Here is an 18,436-nt window from a genome sequence, read left to right as displayed (position 1 = left end):
GGGGCCTGCCAATCTTTTCGTCTATTTCCACGATTCCAGCGAGGCTACCGGTTGCCTATGAATTGCTTGCGTTTCCTGCCGTTTCTCGCGGTTCTGGCGGTCATCGTCTTCAGCGGACTCCGCCCGGAACCCATTCCGCAAGTGTTCGATCAGCAGGACAAGCTGCATCACATGCTCGGTTTCGCCGCCCTGATGTTTTCGCTGCGCCTGGCGTTTTCGCAATGGAGCGCCATTTGGTCGGTCGCCGCCAGCGTGGGCGTTTCCGCTCTGATCGAGGTCGCTCAGGGCCTCTTGCCCAATCGCGAGGCGTCGCTCGGCGACATGCTGGCCAATACGCTCGGGGTCCTGCTTGGCTGGGGCTGCTCGTACCTGGCGTATCAGTGGTACCTGCGGCGGATCGGCGTGACCACCGAACCCGAGGTGCCTGATCCGGCAGAGCGTCTCGGCCATCCCGAACGCCCCTGAGCCGGCTTCATGATCGCGCGGCCGATTGGTCGGCCGAGCCGCCGCGCAATGTCTGTCGGGCTGTGCCAGCCAGCACTGCGGTCAGAACCATGGCGACGATCGCACCGGCCGTGGCCAGGGCCATGTCTTTCTGCGGGTCCCAGCGATCCTGCTGGGTGGCGAGAAAGGTTCGGCCCTCCGCTGCGCTGAGTGTCTCTGCACCGAACCATTCGATCAATTCGTAGATCGCCGAGGTCGAGAGCACGATATCCACCGGCAGCAGCAGGCTCCAGAGACCGGGGCGCAGGCCCAGACGGATCAGCACTTCGCGGATCGGGTAGGCCAACAGCAAGCCGTAGCTGAGGTGGGCCAGCCGGTCGAACTGGTTGCGCTCCCAGTCAAATGCCTGGTTCAGGCTGTCTCCCGTCAGCGCTTGCCACCAGTCGTCGTAGGGCACCTTGGCATAGGTGTAGTGTGCGCCCAGCTGATGGATGCACAGATAAATGACGATCAGTGTCGCTGCCAAAGGCGAGGGCAGGTAATGCCGATGACCCAGTAGCAGGGCGACGGCCAGCACGAGCACTAGCTGGTTTTCCAGCAGCCAGTCATGACGATCCACGGGCGCGATGGCCAGCGCGCCCCATATCGCCAGGAACAACAGCAACAGCGTCAGCAGATAGCGTCGGTGACTGCGGTCGGCATCCATGTTCTCTCCTCGAACGTCATGTACCCATCCGTTTGGACCAGCGCAACGACGAGAGAATCCGTTAGCCCTTCTGACGACTCGATGCCAGCGGGAGCGCGCCGCTATCCAACTTTTTGGCGCGCTTGTGGGTCACACGAACGGGACCTTGGACGAGCAGGACCATGTGGCTTCAGCTGTGCGAAAACCTTCTGCGAGCGCGACAGTGGCGGCGCTGCTTCTGCTTGGTGCAGATGGCATTGCTGGCCGCCTGCGACGGTCGGCAATCGGCGCTCGACCCCGCCGGAACCGGTGCCGAAAGCATCGCCGTGCTGTTCTGGTGGATGTGCAGCGGTGCAGTGCTGATCTGGGTCGGGGTGATGGGCATCGCCGTCTATTCCACCCAGGCGCACCCCGAGGCGCACGGCATTCGCAGCGCGCGCTGGCTGATCTTCGGCGGCGGCATCCTCTTTCCCATCGTCGTGCTCACCGCGCTTCTGGTTTACGGACTGATGCTGATGCAGCCACTACGCTCGACCGCCGACATCGCTCTGCGGGTGAATGTATCCGGGGAGCAATGGTGGTGGCGGGTGCGCTACCACACGGATACGGGAGAAGCAGTGGAGTTGGCCAACGAGATCCGCTTGCCGGTGGGCCAGCGGGTGGCCTTCAACCTGACCAGCCCGGACGTCATCCACTCGTTCTGGATTCCCTCGCTGGGCGGTAAGGTGGACATGATCCCCGGCCGCAGCAATCAACTGGTGCTGGAGCCAACCCGTACCGGCACCTTTCGCGGCGTCTGCGCCGAGTTCTGCGGCACGTCCCACGCGCTGATGGCCTTTCCAGTAGTAGTGATGGAGCCGGCGGCTTTCGATGCCTGGCTCGCCGGGCAGGCGAAGCCGGCGCCGGAGCCGCAATCGGCGCTGCAGCGCCAGGGCCAGCGGGCCTTTCTCAGCAATGGCTGCGGCGCCTGCCATCGGGTGCGCGGCACCGAGGCGGACGGCACGGTCGGCCCCGACCTGACCCATGTCGGCAGTCGCCTGAGCCTCGCCGCCGGTACCTTGCCCGCCGATATCGAAGCTTTCCAGCGCTGGATCGGCCATACCGGGCAGATCAAGCCCGACGTCAGGATGCCCACGTTCGGCATGTTGCCCAATGACCAGCTGACGGCCATGGCGCACTACCTGAAGGGGCTGGAATGAGCGAGCCGATCGAATACCGCGACCCGCAGGAGCAAGCCCGCGCCGAAGCGCAGGCCGAACGCCTCGCCGCGGCCTGGAAGACCCCCACCGGTTGGCGCTACTGGTCGGCGGTGAACAACACCGAGGTCGGGCTCTGGTACACCGGCGTGTCGTTCCTGTTCTTTCTCTTCGCCGGCGTGCTGGCGATGCTGATCCGTGCGCAGCTGGCGGTGCCGGACAACGATCTGCTGTCGGCCGAAACCTATAACCAGGTGTTCACCCTGCACGGCTCGGTGATGATGTTTTTGTTTGGCGTGCCGATCTTCGAGGCTTTCTCGATTCTCATCCTGCCGCAGATGCTCGGGGCGCGGGATCTGCCGTTTCCGAGGCTGTCAGCCTACGGCTTCTGGTGCTTCATCATCGGCGGCGTATTCGTCTGCGGCTCGATCTTCTTCGGTGTTGCGCCCCAGGGCGGCTGGTTCATGTACCCGCCGCTGACCACTACCTACCAGGACGGCCTCGGTGCGGACATCTGGCTGCTCGGGCTGTCGTTCATCGAAGTGTCGTCGATCGCGGCGGCGGTGGAGCTGATCGTCGGCGTACTGAAAACGCGGCCGCCGGGCATGCGCATCAACCTGATCCCGCTGTACTCCTGGTACATCCTGGTGGTCGCCGGGATGATCCTGTTTGCATTTCCACCGCTGATCGCGGGCGACCTGCTGTTCGAGCTGGAGCGCGCTTTCGACTGGCCGTTCTTCGATGCCAGCCGCGGCGGTGATCCGCTCTTGTGGCAGCACCTGTTCTGGATCTTCGGCCATCCCGAGGTCTACATCATCTTCCTGCCCGCCGTGGCGCTGGTGGCGACCATCGTGCCCACCGCCGCGGGGCGGCCGATCGTCGGCTATACCTTCATCGTGTTGGCCGCGGTGGGTACCGGCTTCATCAGCTTTGGGCTGTGGGTGCATCACATGTTCACCACCGGCATGCCGGGCATCTCACTGGCGTTCTTCTCGGCGGCGTCCGAGGCGGTGGCGATTCCCACGGGGGTGCAGATCTTCTGCTTTCTGGCGACGGCGCTGGCCGGGCGCTTCGTCAAGTCGGTACCGATGCTGTTCGTCGCCGGCGCGCTGGCAATTTTCGTGCTGGGTGGGCTGACCGGGGTGATGGTGGCGCTGGCGCCGTTCGACTTCCAGGCCCACGACACCTACTTCATCGTCGCCCACCTGCATTACGTGCTGATCGGCGGCATGCTGTTCCCGGTGATCGCCGGGCTCTACTACTTCTTCCCGTTGGCGATGAGCAAGACGCTATCGGATCGCCTCGGGCGGATCGCCTTCTGGCTGATGTTCGTCGGCTTCAACATCGCCTTTCTGCCGATGCACTTCACTGGCCTGCTGGGCATGCCGCGGCGCGTCTATACCTATGCGCCGGACATGGGCTTCGATGTGCTCAACATGGTGTCCACGGTGGGCGCCTTCATCCTCGCCGCCGGCGTCGCGGTGTTGGTCTGGGACGTCATGCGGCCCAAGGGCAAGCAACCCTACAGTGCACGCAATCCGTGGAATGCCGGTACCCTCGAATGGCTGGCGGAGATGCCCGGCAGGCCCTGGGGCTCGCGCTCGATCCCGATCATCAAGAGCCGCTATCCGCTGTGGGACCAACCCAACCTGATGCGCGACGTCGACGCCGGGCGCTTCTATCTGCCGGATGCCGAAGAAGGCAAGCGCGAGACGCTGATCAGCAGCATCATCGATGCCGAGCCAATCCAGTGCTTGCGCGTGCCGGGCCCGACCTTCCTCAGCATGTGGGCGGCGATCTTCACCGGGGGGCTGTTCATCTTCGCCACTTACAGCTGGTATGTCGCGGCGTTGGTCAGCGGTGGCCTGGCGCTGGTCACCATCCTGATATGGCTGTGGACCGGCACCGCGATGATCCCGGAGAAGCCGCGCAAGGACATCGGTCTGGAGGTGTCGCTGCCGCTGTATGCCTCAGGCGCCAAATCGGTGGGCTGGTGGGCCACCTTCATCACCATGATCGGCGACATGAGTGCCTTCGCCAGCCTGGTGTTCGGGTACTTCTTCTTCTGGACCGTGCATGAGGACTTTCCACCGGCCAACGCTGCCGGTCCCGGTGTGTTCTGGCCGATGATCGCGTTGGGGCTGATTCTCTGCGCCTGGGCGCTGACGCTGCTGGCCCGGCGCTGCAACGCTCGGGACCAGGCGGCGGGCTTCTATCTCGCACTGGGGCTGGCGGCGCTGCTCACCCTGGTGGGCGCCTGGTCACTCTGGGCCGGGCCTCATTTCAGCGGGCTCGACCCGACCCGCGATGTCTACCCCGCGACGGTCTGGGTGTTGGTGCTCTGGTGCCTGCTGCACCTGGCGGTCGGGCTGGTCATGCAGCTGTATTGTCTGGCGCGTCGCGCCGCAGGCCGCATGACTGCCGCTTACGACATCGATATCCACAACGTCGCGCTCTATTGGCATTTCATGGCCATTACCCTGGGTGTGACCGTCGCGGTCATCGCCGGATTCCCGGAGCTCGCATGAACGAACAACCTGAACGCACATTCGAGGCCCAGCCCGAACCCGCGCCGCAGCTGCGAGACTCCCTGTGGCTGCTGACCCTCGGGCCGGCGATCTGGGCGGTGCACTTTCTGCTGTGCTACGTGGCGGCGGCGTTCTGGTGCGCCAAGCTGGCGGGGCGCGCCGGCCCGTTGGGTGATCTGCGCACCGCCATTGGCGTGCTGACGCTGGTCGCCCTGGTGGGCATCGCATTGGTCGGCTGGCGTGGCTGGCGCGGACATACCTTCGGCACGGCGACGGCGCCGCATGATTTCGATACCCCGGCCGATCGACATCGCTTCCTGGGCTTCTCGACGCTTCTGCTGAGCGGCCTGAGCTTCGTCGCAACGGTGTTCGTCGCGCTAAGCGTGGTCTTCATCGGGAGCTGCGAATGATCTGGCGTCACCTGTCGCTGATGTTGGGCCTGGTCACGCTGGCGGTGGTCTGGCTCGGTCCGCTGCCGGCCATGGCCGATCAGTTGTTCGTCGGGCATATGTTGATGCACGTGATGGTGGTGGCCGTGGCAGCACCATTGCTGGCGATCGGGCTGGCTGGCGGCCGGCTGGATCTGTCCAGCCGGATCCCGTTCGTTTTCTCACCGATTCTGGCCTCGGTGATCGAGCTGTTCGTGGTGTGGGCCTGGCATATGCCGGCGATGCACCACGCGGCGCGAACCGCCACGGCCGCGCAACTGCTGGAGCAGGGCAGCTACCTGTTCGTCGGGTTGTTGGTGTGGCTCGCCGCATTCGGTGGGGTCAGGCATCGCCGTGTCCTGGCCGGCATCGCCGGTCTGCTGCTGACCTCTATGCACATGACGTTGCTCGGCGTGCTGCTGGCGATGTCCAGCCGACCGCTGTTCGACCACACCGGCTCGGCACTGTCGGGTCTGAATCCGCTGGAGGACCAACAGCTGGGCGGCGTGATCATGCTGGTGTTCGGCGGCACCAGTTACCTGATCGGCGGGCTGTGTCTGCTCGGTGGTCTGTTACAGGACAAGCGCGATGTCGTTTCGCTCAGTTAGGTCGTTGTTCCGCCGGGCGGCGATGCCGTTGCGTCGCGGGTTGTGCTGGCTGACGGGTGGCTCCTGGCGGCGCGCGGCGGCGGGCGTCGCGCTGCTGACGGGGCTCGCCGGTGTGACTGCCGTGCTGCTGGCGTCGCTGGGACTGGTGCCGATCAGCGCCAGCTCCGGGCATTGGAAGGCGACCGGCTGGATGCTGCACTACGTGATGCGCCGCGCGGTCAGTACCCAATCGATGGGCATCGAGGTGCCCCCGCTCGACGATCCGGCCTTGGTGCTCAAGGGCGCCGGGCATTATCAAACCGGTTGCCTCGCCTGTCATGGCGCACCGGGACGCAAGCGCTCGCTGATCGTTCGGCAGATGACCCCCGAACCACCATTCCTGCCGCCGCGCATAGCGCATTGGGAGCCCCAGGAGCTGTTCCTTATCGTCAAGCATGGAGTCAAGTTCACCGCCATGCCCGCCTGGCCGGCGCCGCAGCGCGACGATGAAGTCTGGGCAATGGTGGCCTTCCTGCAAGCGCTGCCGGGCATGTCCGAGCAGCGCTATCGCGAGCTTGCGCTGGGGGATCGCACCGAGGACAGCCGCGGATCGAGGGCTGCCGAAAGTGCCAGACCGCGGGATGATGCGCTGGCGCCGGTGCTGGCCGACTGCAGTCGTTGCCACGGCGTCGACGGTAACGGGCGGGGCGGGCTGGTGCCACGCCTGACCGGGCAGAGCCAGGCCTATTTGCATGGCGCGTTGCGGGCCTATGCTCGAGGCCAACGCCACAGCGGCATCATGCAATCGGTGGCTGCGGGGCTCGAACCCTCCGTTCTGAAGGCGCTGGCCAGGCATTACGCCAGGTTGCCGGTGCCTGCCCGAGCGGATGAACCCCAAGCCTCCGCTGAAGCGCTGGAGCGCGGTCGTACCCTGGCCGAACGCGGCGTGCCGGAACGGGGTGTTCCGTCCTGCGTGCATTGTCACGGCCCGAAGCGCTCGCCGCGTAATCCGATGTACCCCGGCATTGCAGGCCAGTACAGCGGTTACCTGAAGCAGCAACTGGAATTGTTCACCGCCGGCCAGCGTGGCGGCAGTGAATACGCCAACGTCATGCATAGCGCCGCGCAGCGCCTCACGCCGGAGCAGATGCAAGCGGTGGCGGATTATTACGCTTCGTTGCCGCCAGACGCGTCACCTTCCCTGACGGAAGAGGCGCCCAACCCATCCCAGCCACAGCAGAGGTAACGATGTTCGACAAAATCGTCGAGGTGGTATCGGCGTTTGGCTATCTCGGCGTGTTCGCGCTGATGTTGCTGGAAAACATATTCCCACCGATCCCCTCGGAGCTGATCATGCCGCTGGCCGGCTTTGTCGCGGCCCGTGGCGAGCTCAACTTCATCGGTGTGATCGCTGTCGGCACGGCCGGTTCGGTGGTGGGTGCGCTGCCCTGGTACTACGCCGGCGCCAGGCTTGGCCAGGCGAGCATGAGGCGCCTGGCCAAACGCTGGGGGCATTGGTTGACGCTGTCGCCGGAAGATGTCGACAAGGCGAGTGCCTGGTTCGATCGGCATGGCAAAGCGGCGGTGTTTTTTGGCCGCCTTATGCCTGCGGTGCGCACGCTGATCTCGGTGCCGGCCGGTATCGTCCGTATGCCGATGCCCCTGTTTCTGCTCTATTCGAGCCTGGGTTCGCTGATCTGGACGGCCCTGCTGGCGCTGGCGGGTTTTGCGCTCGAATCGCAATACGAGAAGGTCGCGCAATACCTCGACCCGATCTCCACCGGCGTGGTGCTTCTGTTCGTCGTTTACTATCTGTACCGGCTGGTCCGCCAGCGATTTGCCCGGCATGGCTGACAGGTGGGCCGAAGCCCACGCTGCCTTTCAGTGCCTCACCAGGCCGGTGCCATCAAGCTTCAGGCCGCGCCCACCGCCGCGTGGCGATCGTGGCGGATGCGCTCGCATTGATCGATCACAGCGAAGACCTGCTGCCACATCTGCTCGGACTGCTGCTTGAGCTGATCGGTACGGCTCTGGATCAAGCCCTTGATCCGCTCGGCATCGTCCGTCACCAGATCGATCTTGCGTTTGATTTCAGCCTCGTCGGTGGTGACCTGCACCAGCCCTTCGGGAAATCCGTAGTCCTCGAACAGCATCTGGTACTTGTGGCTCCAACCCGTGGCCAGCGCCGGCACGCCCTGGGACAGCGCACTGACCAGCCCATGGAAACGACTGCCCAGGGTGCCGCTGCAGGCGCCGAGGATGCCCTTGATCTCTAGCGCGCCGCTTTCCTTGACGATCGGGATGCCGCCGACGGCCGCCGACAACTCGTCGGCGAGCCGCTGATCATCCTTGCCTTCATGCACCAGGACGAAGGGCTTGGCGCCCTTCTCCAGCAGGTAGCGTGTGCAGCTGATCAGAAACGGCAGGTAGGCATCGCGGGTCTGTTGGTCGGTTTTGTCGAGCATCCGGCAGTTGGGCACGATGCAGAAACGGTTCTGCTCGGTATCGAAATTCACCGGCAACACGCCTTTGATCAGGTTGGTGAAGTCCGGCGACTGCTTGATCTTGCTCTGCTCGCCGACCAGGCCGGTCAGGTGCTCGTACGACACGCGCTCGCGCGGGAAGATCAGGTCTACATTCTCGACCACCGTCTTCATCGCAGCCTGGTTCTTCTCGGACTCGAACGGGCCCAGCGCCTGGGGCATGAGGATCACGCGGGTGCCGTTTTTCTTCCAGCGCTTGGCCGACTGGGCGAGTTCGGCGCAGGGGCTCTCGCCCCATTGATCGCTGTAGGCGAAGCCGGCCGCGTCGATGACCACATCGACCTCTTTATCCAGCACTACGCCATACATCTCACGAAGCTGGCGCGGCGCGAAATTGGCCAGCGTTCCCCATTGGATGCCATAGCGCCACAGCCATGCCTTGGGATAAAAACCCAGCTGGACCAGTTTGCGGAACGGCTGCTCGGCTTTCTTCGGAGTGGGTGCCATGACGAAGGTAGCGTCTGGATACCGGGCCTTCAGCTTCTGCAGCGCTGCATGCAACATCAGCTCAGCGCCTTTATTGACGAAGCCTGCCTTTCTGATCTCGATAATCATCGCTTACCTCAGTTGTATACGATCAAGTCTGTCTCGGTCTTCTTGTCCGAATAAGGAATCCCTCCCGTTGGATCGGCATAGCCCACGGCGAGCAGCATCACGGTGCGCTCGTGGTAGGCCAGGCCCAATATCTTCGCCAGTTGGCGCTCGCGTTCTTCGACGTCCGGCCAGTTGATCGAGCAGCTGGACAGGCCCAGGCTCTCCAGGGCCAGCATCAGCTGCATCGCTGCCAGCGAACCGTCGATATAGACCACGTGGCGGTCGCGCGCCTCGGGATAGCAGCCCAGATCGCCGACCACGGCGATCACGCACGGCAGGTTGTCGTGGAAGCCCGCCGTACCGCCGGCGCACTTGGCGACCTCGGCGGCCTTTTCCTTGCCGTTGCTGATATAGAAGCGGAACGGCTGACGGTTGCAGGCCGAAGGCGCCAGTGCGGCGGCGCGGACCGCCTGCTCCAGCAGTTCGCTGCTGACGGGCTTGTCCTGATACCAGCGCACCGAGCGGCGACGGCGGAACAGCACCATCAGCTCGTCGTAGCTGACCGGGCAGTCCGGCAGCTGGCTGTGCGGGTAGGGCACGCAGCGGTTGTCGTCGTCGCGCTGCGTACCGGCGAACGCCTGCCTGGCCGAGTCGATGCGCGGCGTATTGCCGACCGCTGAGAAGTAGTCGGTGAGCACATCGTTGGCCCAGCGTTGCTGGCCGTTGGCGATGCCTGCCTGGGCCGCGTCGGCAAAGCAGCGCACGGTGGGGCCGATGTAATCCTCCGCGAAGGTGGCGCGGCGCGGGCGCATGATCAAGCCTTTTTCCAGGCGGTGAACATTGCGCCGCAGAAAGGCGTCGTTCTCGCCCTTGCTCTGCATTCGCCGGGCGAAATTCAGACGTCCGAGCAGCACCGCACGGTGCTCGCGGTCGAACTCACGGCTGACGAAGCAGTAATACAGCGAGGCGAGAAAGCCGGTGCTGGAAAACAGCCGGACCAGAGCCAGGCCGGTGGTGCTCCGGGTCGCCTTGATCGCGTTCTTGACGGGATCAGGCAAGGCTCTGGCGATGGACATGAGGCTCATCGGGCGGCTCCTACGGCTTTGAATGCATAGCGAATGGGACTGACCATCGACTTGGTCATCATGAGAAAGACCGGGCGCGTTTTGCTGTGCACCAGCAGCGCAGCGTACGAAGCGACGGCATAAGAAATGAGGGTTGCCATAGCGGCGCCTTCACCGCCGTAGTGCGGGATCAGCAGCGCGTTCAGGCCAACATTGGCCAGCGCGCCGAGGCCTTGGGTGATCAGGGAAAACATCAGCGCCCCCTCGATCAGGATCCAGCGGCTGAACGCCGCGCGCATGAAGATGAATACGCCTGCCCAGATATGGATGGTGAGGATCGAGGCAGAGTTCTGGTACTCGGCGCCGAACAGCAGGGAAATCAGTGGCCCGGCGACGAGTGACACCAGCAGCGCAACGGCGATGGCCAGGATGAACAGCAGATCGAACAGCTGCTGGAAGCGCTGGTTGAAGCGGGCCGGGTCGGCCTCGTGCAGTTTGATCAGCTTGGGGAAGAAGGACGCGACGATGGCCGTTGGCAAGAAGTACCAGGCCTCCGACAGCTGTGCGGCCACGGCATAGACGCCCACTTCCTCGGCGCCGACCATCCACTTGAGCATCACCTGGTCGATCTTCATATAGACCACCGCGAAGATCGAGCCGAGATAGATGATCCAGCCCTGGCTGAGTAGCTCGCGCGCCCGTGCGAAGCTGGCTTTCCAGCTCATCAGTGAGACGCGCGTGGTGCCCTTGTAGAGCAGCGCGAGGATCAGCGCCGCCATGACGAACTGCGCCGTATGGGCAAAGGCGAAGGCCACCACGCCGGCACCGCTGACCACCATCAGCAGCTTCAGCCCGGCCGAGAGCAGGATCGCGCTGGACTTCGCAATGGCCGGGTATTTGGCCTGGACCTGCGACTGGAACCAGTATTCGACCACATCGAAGGTCTGGAAGAAGATTGCCGAGGCGACGATCAGCAGCATCCAGAACTCGGTGCCGCCTACCTTCTCGAAAAGCGAGGCATAGATCAGGATCAGCAGAAAGCCGAGGGTCATGCCGCTCAGCTTAAGCATGAAGGTGGTGCCCAGGGTTTCCGGAACCGCCGCCGGCTGCTTCACCACCTCACGCACCACCAGGCCCGCCAGGCCCATATGGCCGGCCGAGGCGAAGATGGCCGTCATCGAAATCGCGTACGCGAGGATGCCGAACTGCTCAGGCCCCAGATAGCGGGCCAGCACGATCGCCATGACAAAGCCCACGCCGATGTTCAGCAGCCGCTCCGCCATCATCCACGAGGCGTTGAAAAAATAGAGTTTGAGTTTGTCGAAGATGCTTCTGATCGCTGTCATCAAGTGGCCTGGCTCCTCAAGGCGGGCTCCGTGGTGGCAGGCATTGCCTTTCAGTTGCGCTGGAGTGGCGACGCACAGCAGACCGCGTTTTGCCCCTCATGTTCCGGCACCAAGCAAACGCGCAGACGTAACGGTTGATTGCGCGCAGGCCCTGGCGAAAGGCCAGCGATGGCTCGATACCCGACTGCACGTTGGGGGGCGGTACGAGCGATACGCGATCGTTCAACCCTGCGAATACCGCGCCCGCAATTTCCGCTCCGACCAGCTGCATCGGATGGCACGGGCGCCACGGCTACGGCGTTCGGCAGCGATCCGCTTAATCTGATGGCCTTTTCATTTCAAAAGTGGAACTTTTGCCATCACTGCATCTCTTAACCCTGCTGCCGTTGCTGGCCGCTCCGTGACCCGTTTCGACGCGTCATGAAGCGCCTAGCGCGGTGCCCAGCCTGCAACGTTTGGGTTGGGGTGAGCTGCCGCGAAGGATCTCGCAAGCGCCAGGTTCGGCGTAAGGAATTGCCGCAAGGAGCGGCCGAAAGGACAGGACACAGCCCTAAAAAAGCCCCACCTCTCTGGAGGTGGGGCTTTTTGTTTATAGCGTCAGAAGTCGTAACTGGCGTGGCTAGAGGGTACGCAGTGCAAGCGCATCGCGACCGAAGCGTCTCGTTGATGTGCCATGAACCAGCGGTGAGTTCTGCGAGATCGAAAGCTTCGGCCAAGGCATGCTCCTGTCACCTCGCACGGCGCCTTCTCACCGGCATACCTCTACTCCTCAGCACGGCCCGTCCCTTCACGATCATGCTCGTATCGCCTCGTGAGCGGGAACGGCGGCAACCAGGACTCGCGACGGACGACCCAGCTTTCATAACTTGGCATCAGTTGATCCGGGGCATCCAACGAGCCCAGGTTCACTTCGATTTCGTCTGCCGTGCGGGCGAAGACCGACGAGCCGCAGCGCGGACAGAAAAACCGCCCAGCGTAATCACGTGTTTCGCCTTCGATTACCACCGCGTCCTCAGGGAACACCGCAGCGGCGTAAAAAAGAGCCCCGTGATGCTTGCGGCAATCGAGGCAATGACAAAGGCCGACCCGGTACGGCGCGCCCGATGCCACAATTCGGACGCCGCCGCAAAGGCAGCCACCTTTGTATTGGACCATGCTGCGCCTCCTCTTCAATCAGTCGCCCGGATTGTTTACCGCGACTTTTGCCGGACGTCCACGAACGGCGCCCGGCTTACGCGGTTATCGGCTTTACAGCATCGCCAGGCTGCAAGGGAAAGACCTCGTCGTTTTTTGATTGGCGACATCCGTGATTGTTCATCGGCATACGGCGAGATAACAGGCAGCGATGCTGCGAGAAGGCGGGGCGCTGGTTCCGAGCCGGTCGGTTCGTTTCGACCAAAGGGAATCGAAGTGACAAATCCCTTCCGGGAAACGTTCAGCCAACAAAAAAGGGCTACGCTTCCGCGTAACCCTTTGATTTGTATGGTGCCGGCACCAAGAGTCGAACTCGGGACCTACTGATTACAAGTCAGTTGCTCTACCAGCTGAGCTATACCGGCTAAAAGATGGGCGCCATTATAGCCATTGCTCGCGGCGAGTAAACTGTTTGTTGCCAGTTGTTTGCATGACGTCCTTCATGTGTTTGCGCGGTGGTCGTCGAGTTCGGCGATCAGCATTAAATTGCGTGGGGTCAGTTCGGCTGGACAGAAGGTGCCCAGCCTTACCGCGTAGCCATTTTCGGCCAGCAGCAAGGCGCGGTCGAGCAGCAGCCAGATCTCCAGCGGACGACGGAACAGGCCGCGCAACAGCTCTAGATTGCGCACTTCGGCAAGGCGCTGCCAGCCGCCTCGTTCGAGGGCGGCCCAGTCCCGCGGGGGCGGTTCGGGCAGCTTCTTCATCGTGGCCAGGTCACGGCAGTAGGTTTCGAAGCTCTTTTTCAGCCAGCTGCCCGGTAGAGAAGGTGTCGGCAGGTAGACGTCCTCGCCGCGTAGCTCACGTTGGAGCAGGTCGAAGCCCAAGCGCCAGGCCATGGACTGATCGCGTTGTCGCCTTTCGCGCGCGCCAGCGGTGACCGTTTCGCTGAGTGGCAGGCCGAGATCGTCGCGGGACAGCAGAAGCTTCGAGCGTGCGGCCTGCTTCGACAGGGGTTGATAGTGAGCGGTCTGGATGCGGTTGTAGCAGCAGGGCGCGATCGCCAGGCGGCCGCAGCGCTGCGCGATGCTCAGATCGATCAGGCGGACATGCAGATCGCCGCAGGCGTGCAACGCCACCGGCGTCACTGTCGGGCTGAGTTGCGTGGTAGCGCTTTCATCCATCACGTCCTGCTGGCGATGTGTCGCGGCGATGCCAAGCCGCTCGCTGAGACGGTTGCCCTCCGCGACCAGCGCCGAATCCCATTCCAGGCAGGTCAATGTGCCGCCACGAGCGGCCAGTTGACGTCCGAGATGGCCCTTGCCTGCACACCAGTCGAGCCAGTGCCGCGGGGCTTCGTCGAACGCCAGCGCCGAGTCGAATGCCCGGATCTGCAGCCATTTGCGCCCAGGCACGTCGACTGCCTGCCGGGCATCAACACGGGTGGGGGGTGACTGGGGCAACTCATCGATGACGCTAAAGGCCGTGGCTTGTTCAGCCAGTAGGGGAAATGGCGTGGGCGCCATGAGGTCGACGGGATGGTTGTGTGCCGCCTCGGCTTCTGCCAGCGAGCGGCTGCGCAGCCATCGGGCAAGCTCGGGGTGGTCCGCTTCCCAGAGCAGGTTTCGCTGAGTGAACGGGCGCGGTCGCCATAACGCCTGATGCCGCAGCAGAAAGGTGTCGAGCTGCTGAAAGCGCTCAGCCAGTTGTGCGTGGCGGATTGATTCGGTGGGCATGAGGGCTCGGCGATGGTGGCTCGGCCCCTATGATCGCGCCGAAACCGGTTGCCGAAAAGCCAGACGCCCGTCGAAACGGGCGTCTGCATGGGACTATTTGCCGTAAACCTGCTCGGGCAGCCAAGTGACCAGGCCAGGGAACTGATAGGCGATCACCAGCAGCAGAATCTGGATCAGGATGAACGGCAGCACGCCTTTGTAGATCGTGCTGGTGGGCACGGATTTCGGCGTCACGCCGCGCAGGTAGAAGAGGGCGAAACCGAAGGGCGGCGTGAGGAACGAGGTCTGCAGGTTAAGTGCGATCATCACCCCGAGCCACACCGGGTCCAAACCCATGGCCAGCAGCACCGGGCCGACGATCGGCACCACCACGAAGGTGATTTCGATGAAGTCCAGGATGAAGCCCAGCAGGAAGATCACCACCATCACCAGGAAGAACGCACCGAGCACGCCGCCTGGCAACTGCGCGAAGACGTCCTCAATCAGCGCTTCGCCGCCGAAACCGCGGAAAACCAGGGAGAACAGCGAGGCGCCGATCAGGATCAGGAACACCATGGCACTGATCTCGGTGGTGCCGTAGGCCACGTCGCGCAGCTGGCCAAAATTCAGCTTGCCCTTGTAGAAGGCCAGGATCATCGCGCCCAGTGCGCCCAGCGCAGCGGCCTCGGTGGGCGTCGCGTAGCCGGCCAGGATCGAGCCGAGCACGGCGCTGATCAGCAGCAGCGGTGGCACCAGCGCATTGATCAGCTTGCCCCACTCGATCGGGCCGAGCTCTTCTTGTGGCAGCGCCGGTAGCTTCTTCGGCTGAAAGACCGCCACGGCGATGATGTAGAGAATGTACAGGCCGACCAATAGCAGGCCGGGAAGAAGCGCGCCGACAAACAGGTCACCGACCGAAACGGTCTTTGGCGAGAAGATGCCCATCTTCAGCTGGGCTTGCTGATAGGCGCTGGACATCACGTCGCCCAACAGCACCAACACGATCGAAGGGGGGATGATCTGGCCCAGAGTGCCGGTAGCGGCCAGGGTGCCGGTGGAGATGGCCGGGTCATAGCCACGGCGCAACATGGTCGGCAATGCCAGCAGGCCCATGGTCACCACCGTGGCGCCGACGATGCCGGTGCTGGCCGCAAGCAGCGCGCCCACTACGCATACGGAAATCGCCAGGCCGCCGCGCAGGGTGCCGAACAATCGCGACATGGATTCGAGGAGGTCCTCAGCCACGCGGCTCTTTTCCAGCATCACGCCCATGAACACGAATAATGGCACTGCCAGCATCGTCTGGTTGTTCATGATGCCGAACAGGCGATTCGGCAGCGCGCTCAGGTAGCCGCCATCGAAGGTGCCGGTGAGCATGCCGATGCCGGCAAACAGCAGCGAGACGCCGCCCAGGGTGAAGGCCACGGGGTAGCCGGCCATCAAGGCCGCGCAGATGCTGATGAACAGCAGTATCGCCATCATCTCAGCCATGCTTCACCTCCGATGCGGGCATGCGACCGGCGACGATGTACGCGGCCTTGATGATTTCGGAAAGGCCTTGCAGGCTCAGAGAGACAACCAGGACGAGAATGATGCTTTTCTGCAGAAAGACGAACTTCAGGCCGCCTGACTCGCTGGAGCCCTCGAGGGTCGCCCAGGAGTTGCTGACGTAATCCCAGCTGGCCCAGCCGAGAAACAGGCAGACCGGCAGAAGAAACAGCAGGGTGCCGAGCACTTCGACCAAGGCCTGGTAGCGAGGGTTGAAGCGCTGATAGAAGATGTCGACGCGGACATGGCCGTTGCGCTGTAGAACCCAGGCGGCGGCACCCATGAAAACCAATGCATGTGCGTAAAGGACGGCTTCCTGCAAGGCGGTTGCGCCGATGCCGAAACCGTAGCGCAACACCACGACCACGGCGGTGCCGAGGACGAGGAATAGGGTGAGCCAGGCGCAGGCCTGTCCGAAGCGGGCGTTCACGGCGTCGATCACCCTGGAGAGACCGAGCAGTGGAGGGGCGTGTTTCGACATGGCAGATCCTTTATTGTTATGGCCCAGAAGGCCGGCGATTCTAGGCGGCTGCGCGCTGGAGCCGCAACCGGCAGTACTACGTACGTAGTCCTTGTACGTAGTCGCGGTGCTTGAGCGAGAGATAGCCATATGATAGCTAGAACCACCTGAGTTCGGGGGTTCCGATCTTCAGCATTACAACAACAAGGAGTGACTCATGAAACGTCGTCAAATTCTGGCCGCCGCTGGTGTCGGCCTGGCTGCAACCGCGCTGGCGGGTTGCAACAAGGAAACCGAGAAAACCGCAGCCAAAACCGAAGGCAGTGCAAGCACCGAGAAATTCAATTGGAAGATGGTTACTTCCTGGCCGAAGAATTTCCCTGGCGTGGGCGTCGGTGCGGAGAACTTCGCCAAGCTGGTCAATGAAATGAGCGACGGGCGCCTGACGGTCAAGGTGTATGCCGCTGGCGAGCTGGTGCCAGCGCTGGAAGTCTTCGACGCCGTCTCGCGCGGCACCGCCGAAATGGGCCATGGCGCTCCTTACTACTGGAAGGGTAAGGTCCCGGCCGCGCAATTTTTCTGCGCTTTGCCGTTCGGGCCCAACGCTCAGGAAATGAACGCCTGGTTGCACCGCGGCGGCGGCATGGAGCTGTGGGAGGAGGTGTACAAGCCTTACGGCGTACTGCCAATGGCTTGCGGCGCCACTGGCGTACAGACCGCGGGCTGGTTCAACAAAGAAATCAATTCGGTCAACGATTTCAACGGGCTCAAGATGCGTACCCCGGGCCTGGGCGGCGAAGTGCTGACCAAGATGGGCGGGACCGTGGTCAACATGCCGGCCGGTGAGATCTTCACCGCGCTGCAGACCGGTGCCATCGACGCCACTGAGTGGATCGGCCCGTACAACGACCTCGCCTTGGGCCTGCACAAGGCATCGAAGTACTACTACACCCCGGGCTGGCAGGAGCCGAACGTGACCTTCGAGCTGGACGTCAACCTGAAGGCCTGGGACACCCTGCCGGACGACCTCAAGGCCATCGTTCGTGCCGCTGCCCGTGCGGTCAACGGCGACATGCTCGACGACTACAACGCCAAGAACATGGAAGCACTGGAGCAACTGCGCGAGCAGGGCGTCGAAGTACGTCGTCTGCCCGACGACGTGCTGGCGCGCCTGAAGGAAGTCGCGGCCGAAGTGGTCGACGCTTCTGCCGCGGCCGACCCGGTTGCGAAGAAAGTCTGGGATCAGCAGAGCGCCTATCTCAAGCGTCTGTACGAATACGCCGAGCTGAACGAAAAGGACATCTACAACATTCGCGGCTGATCGTCGCAAGTCGTCCGAAACGAAAGCGCCGCCCAGTTGGGCGGCGTTTTTTTTTGCCTTCCGAATCAGCTCTCCAGGGTGGCGTTCAGGCTGATCTGCGCGTTGAGGACCTTGGAGACCGGGCAGCCTTCCTTCGCCTGATTGGCGATCTGCTGGAATTGGTTTTCGTCAGCCCCTGGAACCTTAGCCTTGAGGGTCAAGGCGATGGCAGTGATCGAGAAACCCTCGCCGACCTTGTCCAAGGTAACTTCCGCCGAGGTCTCGATGCGCTCGGCCGTAAGTCCGGCCTGCCCGAGCATCATCGATAATGCCATGGAGAAACAGCCCGCATGGGCGGCACCGATCAGCTCCTCGGGATTGGTGCCGGGTGCTTCTTCAAAGCGGGTATTGAAGCCGTAGGGATTGTCTTTCAGCGCGCCGCTCTGGGTGCTGATGGTGCCTTTGCCGCTTTTCAAATCACCTTGCCAGACGGCGGATGCGGTTTTTTTCATGTCTCCTCCTGCGAGTGGAACGGATACCGCCACGTGGCTGCACACGGAGCAATAGGCCGACCTCGTACCGGTCGGCCTGCTTCGTGACCTACTGCTGTTCGGCGGCGAGAATGGCGTTGGCCAGCTGCATGTCACTGGCCTGCAACTGTGGCTGCTCGCTGCGTAGCTTCATCAGCATCGCTTCGAGATAGGGGCCTCGAATGGCGCCATCGCTGGCGACGAAGCTACCGGCGTCCTCCCGGGCGGCAGCGACTCGCTTGTCATCCTTGAAGGTCATGTAGGTGGAGGCGGTGGTCGCGCCCGAGGACAGGACCTGCCGGACGAAATCGCCGTCCGCCATCGCCGCGCCAAAGGGAATACAGCTCAGGGTGATTGCCGCCAGTATTGTTCTGCGCATGATTGATGCCTCCGCTTG

The 18,436-nt window shown here is 63.1% G+C and carries 18 protein-coding genes and 1 tRNA gene; 8 read left to right on the top strand and 11 right to left on the bottom strand.

The genetic code is table 11. From position 1 onward, the window contains the following. Positions 1-57: 57 nt before the first annotated feature. Positions 58-465 (top strand): VanZ family protein, encoded by a 408-nt coding sequence (locus MCB86_RS14700; RefSeq protein ID WP_045164211.1) that lies wholly within the window; start codon positions 58-60, stop codon positions 463-465. Positions 466-472: 7 nt separating this feature from the next. On the opposite strand, the gene MCB86_RS14695 is transcribed toward MCB86_RS14700, so the two are convergent. Then, a complete protein-coding gene (locus tag MCB86_RS14695) occupies positions 473-1,150 on the bottom strand; it encodes a DUF2238 domain-containing protein (protein ID WP_239611338.1) in 678 nt (225 codons plus the stop codon). A 161-nt stretch (positions 1,151-1,311) separates the two neighbouring features. On the opposite strand from MCB86_RS14695, the gene coxB reads away from it, so the two are divergent. The 6 genes from coxB to MCB86_RS14665 are packed head-to-tail and all read left to right on the top strand — an operon-like array spanning position 1,312 to position 7,722. Continuing rightward, on the top strand, positions 1,312-2,328 hold the full coding sequence (coxB, locus tag MCB86_RS14690; protein WP_239611337.1) for a cytochrome c oxidase subunit II: 1,017 nt from the start codon (positions 1,312-1,314) through the stop codon (positions 2,326-2,328). Continuing rightward, entirely contained in the window at positions 2,325-4,853 is a 2,529-nt protein-coding gene (ctaD, locus tag MCB86_RS14685; protein WP_239611336.1) for a cytochrome c oxidase subunit I, read from the top strand. Before coxB ends, ctaD begins: the two co-directional genes overlap by 4 nt. Further along, positions 4,850-5,263 (top strand): hypothetical protein, encoded by a 414-nt coding sequence (locus tag MCB86_RS14680; protein WP_239611335.1) that lies wholly within the window; start codon positions 4,850-4,852, stop codon positions 5,261-5,263. The genes ctaD and MCB86_RS14680 overlap by 4 nt, the downstream gene beginning before the upstream one ends. After that, complete coding sequence (locus MCB86_RS14675) at positions 5,260-5,889, top strand: cytochrome c oxidase assembly protein (RefSeq protein WP_239611334.1); 630 nt, start codon at positions 5,260-5,262, stop codon at positions 5,887-5,889. Before MCB86_RS14680 ends, MCB86_RS14675 begins: the two co-directional genes overlap by 4 nt. After that, positions 5,870-7,114 carry a c-type cytochrome gene (locus MCB86_RS14670; RefSeq protein ID WP_239611333.1) on the top strand — a complete coding sequence of 415 codons (1,245 nt, stop codon included), beginning with the start codon at positions 5,870-5,872 and terminating at the stop codon, positions 7,112-7,114. The genes MCB86_RS14675 and MCB86_RS14670 overlap by 20 nt, the downstream gene beginning before the upstream one ends. A 2-nt stretch (positions 7,115-7,116) precedes the next feature. Continuing rightward, a complete protein-coding gene (locus MCB86_RS14665; protein ID WP_239611332.1) occupies positions 7,117-7,722 on the top strand; it encodes a DedA family protein in 606 nt (201 codons plus the stop codon). A 59-nt stretch (positions 7,723-7,781) separates the two neighbouring features. Here the strand turns inward: MCB86_RS14665 and MCB86_RS14660 are convergent, their stop codons facing one another. The 8 genes from MCB86_RS14660 to MCB86_RS14625 form a co-directional block, all read right to left on the bottom strand. Then, positions 7,782-8,966 carry a polysaccharide pyruvyl transferase family protein gene (locus MCB86_RS14660; RefSeq protein WP_239611331.1) on the bottom strand — a complete coding sequence of 395 codons (1,185 nt, stop codon included), beginning with the start codon at positions 8,964-8,966 and terminating at the stop codon, positions 7,782-7,784. Positions 8,967-8,974: 8 nt separating this feature from the next. After that, positions 8,975-10,030: a nitroreductase family protein gene (locus MCB86_RS14655; RefSeq protein WP_239611330.1), complete on the bottom strand. Its 1,056-nt coding sequence runs from the start codon at positions 10,028-10,030 to the stop codon at positions 8,975-8,977. Continuing rightward, complete coding sequence (locus tag MCB86_RS14650; RefSeq protein WP_045164203.1) at positions 10,027-11,355, bottom strand: flippase; 1,329 nt, start codon at positions 11,353-11,355, stop codon at positions 10,027-10,029. Before MCB86_RS14650 ends, MCB86_RS14655 begins: the two co-directional genes overlap by 4 nt. A gap of 762 nt (positions 11,356-12,117) precedes the next feature. Continuing rightward, positions 12,118-12,510 carry a GFA family protein gene (locus tag MCB86_RS14645; protein ID WP_045164202.1) on the bottom strand — a complete coding sequence of 131 codons (393 nt, stop codon included), beginning with the start codon at positions 12,508-12,510 and terminating at the stop codon, positions 12,118-12,120. 328 nt (positions 12,511-12,838) lie between these two features. Next, positions 12,839-12,914: transfer RNA gene (locus tag MCB86_RS14640), tRNA-Thr, on the bottom strand. A 75-nt stretch (positions 12,915-12,989) separates the two neighbouring features. Continuing rightward, positions 12,990-14,222 (bottom strand): methyltransferase, encoded by a 1,233-nt coding sequence (locus tag MCB86_RS14635; protein ID WP_239611329.1) that lies wholly within the window; start codon positions 14,220-14,222, stop codon positions 12,990-12,992. Positions 14,223-14,315: 93 nt separating this feature from the next. Continuing rightward, positions 14,316-15,692: a TRAP transporter large permease subunit gene (locus MCB86_RS14630; protein WP_045164200.1), complete on the bottom strand. Its 1,377-nt coding sequence runs from the start codon at positions 15,690-15,692 to the stop codon at positions 14,316-14,318. After that, positions 15,685-16,230, bottom strand: a complete 546-nt coding sequence (locus MCB86_RS14625; RefSeq protein WP_239611328.1) for a TRAP transporter small permease subunit — start codon at positions 16,228-16,230, stop codon at positions 15,685-15,687. Before MCB86_RS14625 ends, MCB86_RS14630 begins: the two co-directional genes overlap by 8 nt. Before the next feature lie 196 nt (positions 16,231-16,426). On the opposite strand from MCB86_RS14625, the gene MCB86_RS14620 reads away from it, so the two are divergent. Continuing rightward, complete coding sequence (locus tag MCB86_RS14620) at positions 16,427-17,530, top strand: TRAP transporter substrate-binding protein (protein ID WP_045164198.1); 1,104 nt, start codon at positions 16,427-16,429, stop codon at positions 17,528-17,530. 65 nt (positions 17,531-17,595) lie between these two features. Here MCB86_RS14620 and MCB86_RS14615 read toward each other — a convergent pair whose 3' ends face one another. Next, on the bottom strand, positions 17,596-18,021 hold the full coding sequence (locus tag MCB86_RS14615) for an OsmC family protein (RefSeq protein ID WP_045164197.1): 426 nt from the start codon (positions 18,019-18,021) through the stop codon (positions 17,596-17,598). Between the two features lie 88 nt (positions 18,022-18,109). Further along, positions 18,110-18,418, bottom strand: coding sequence for a DUF2388 domain-containing protein (locus tag MCB86_RS14610; protein WP_045164196.1), 309 nt, complete (start codon positions 18,416-18,418; stop codon positions 18,110-18,112). Between the last annotated feature and the right edge of the window lie 18 nt (positions 18,419-18,436).

The organism is Pseudomonas sp. KSR10 (genome assembly GCF_022355455.1).
Taxonomy (GTDB): domain Bacteria; phylum Pseudomonadota; class Gammaproteobacteria; order Pseudomonadales; family Pseudomonadaceae; genus Stutzerimonas; species Stutzerimonas stutzeri_E.
Note: the sequence above shows the minus strand (reverse complement) of the source record. Positions and strands in the feature narration are given on the sequence as shown.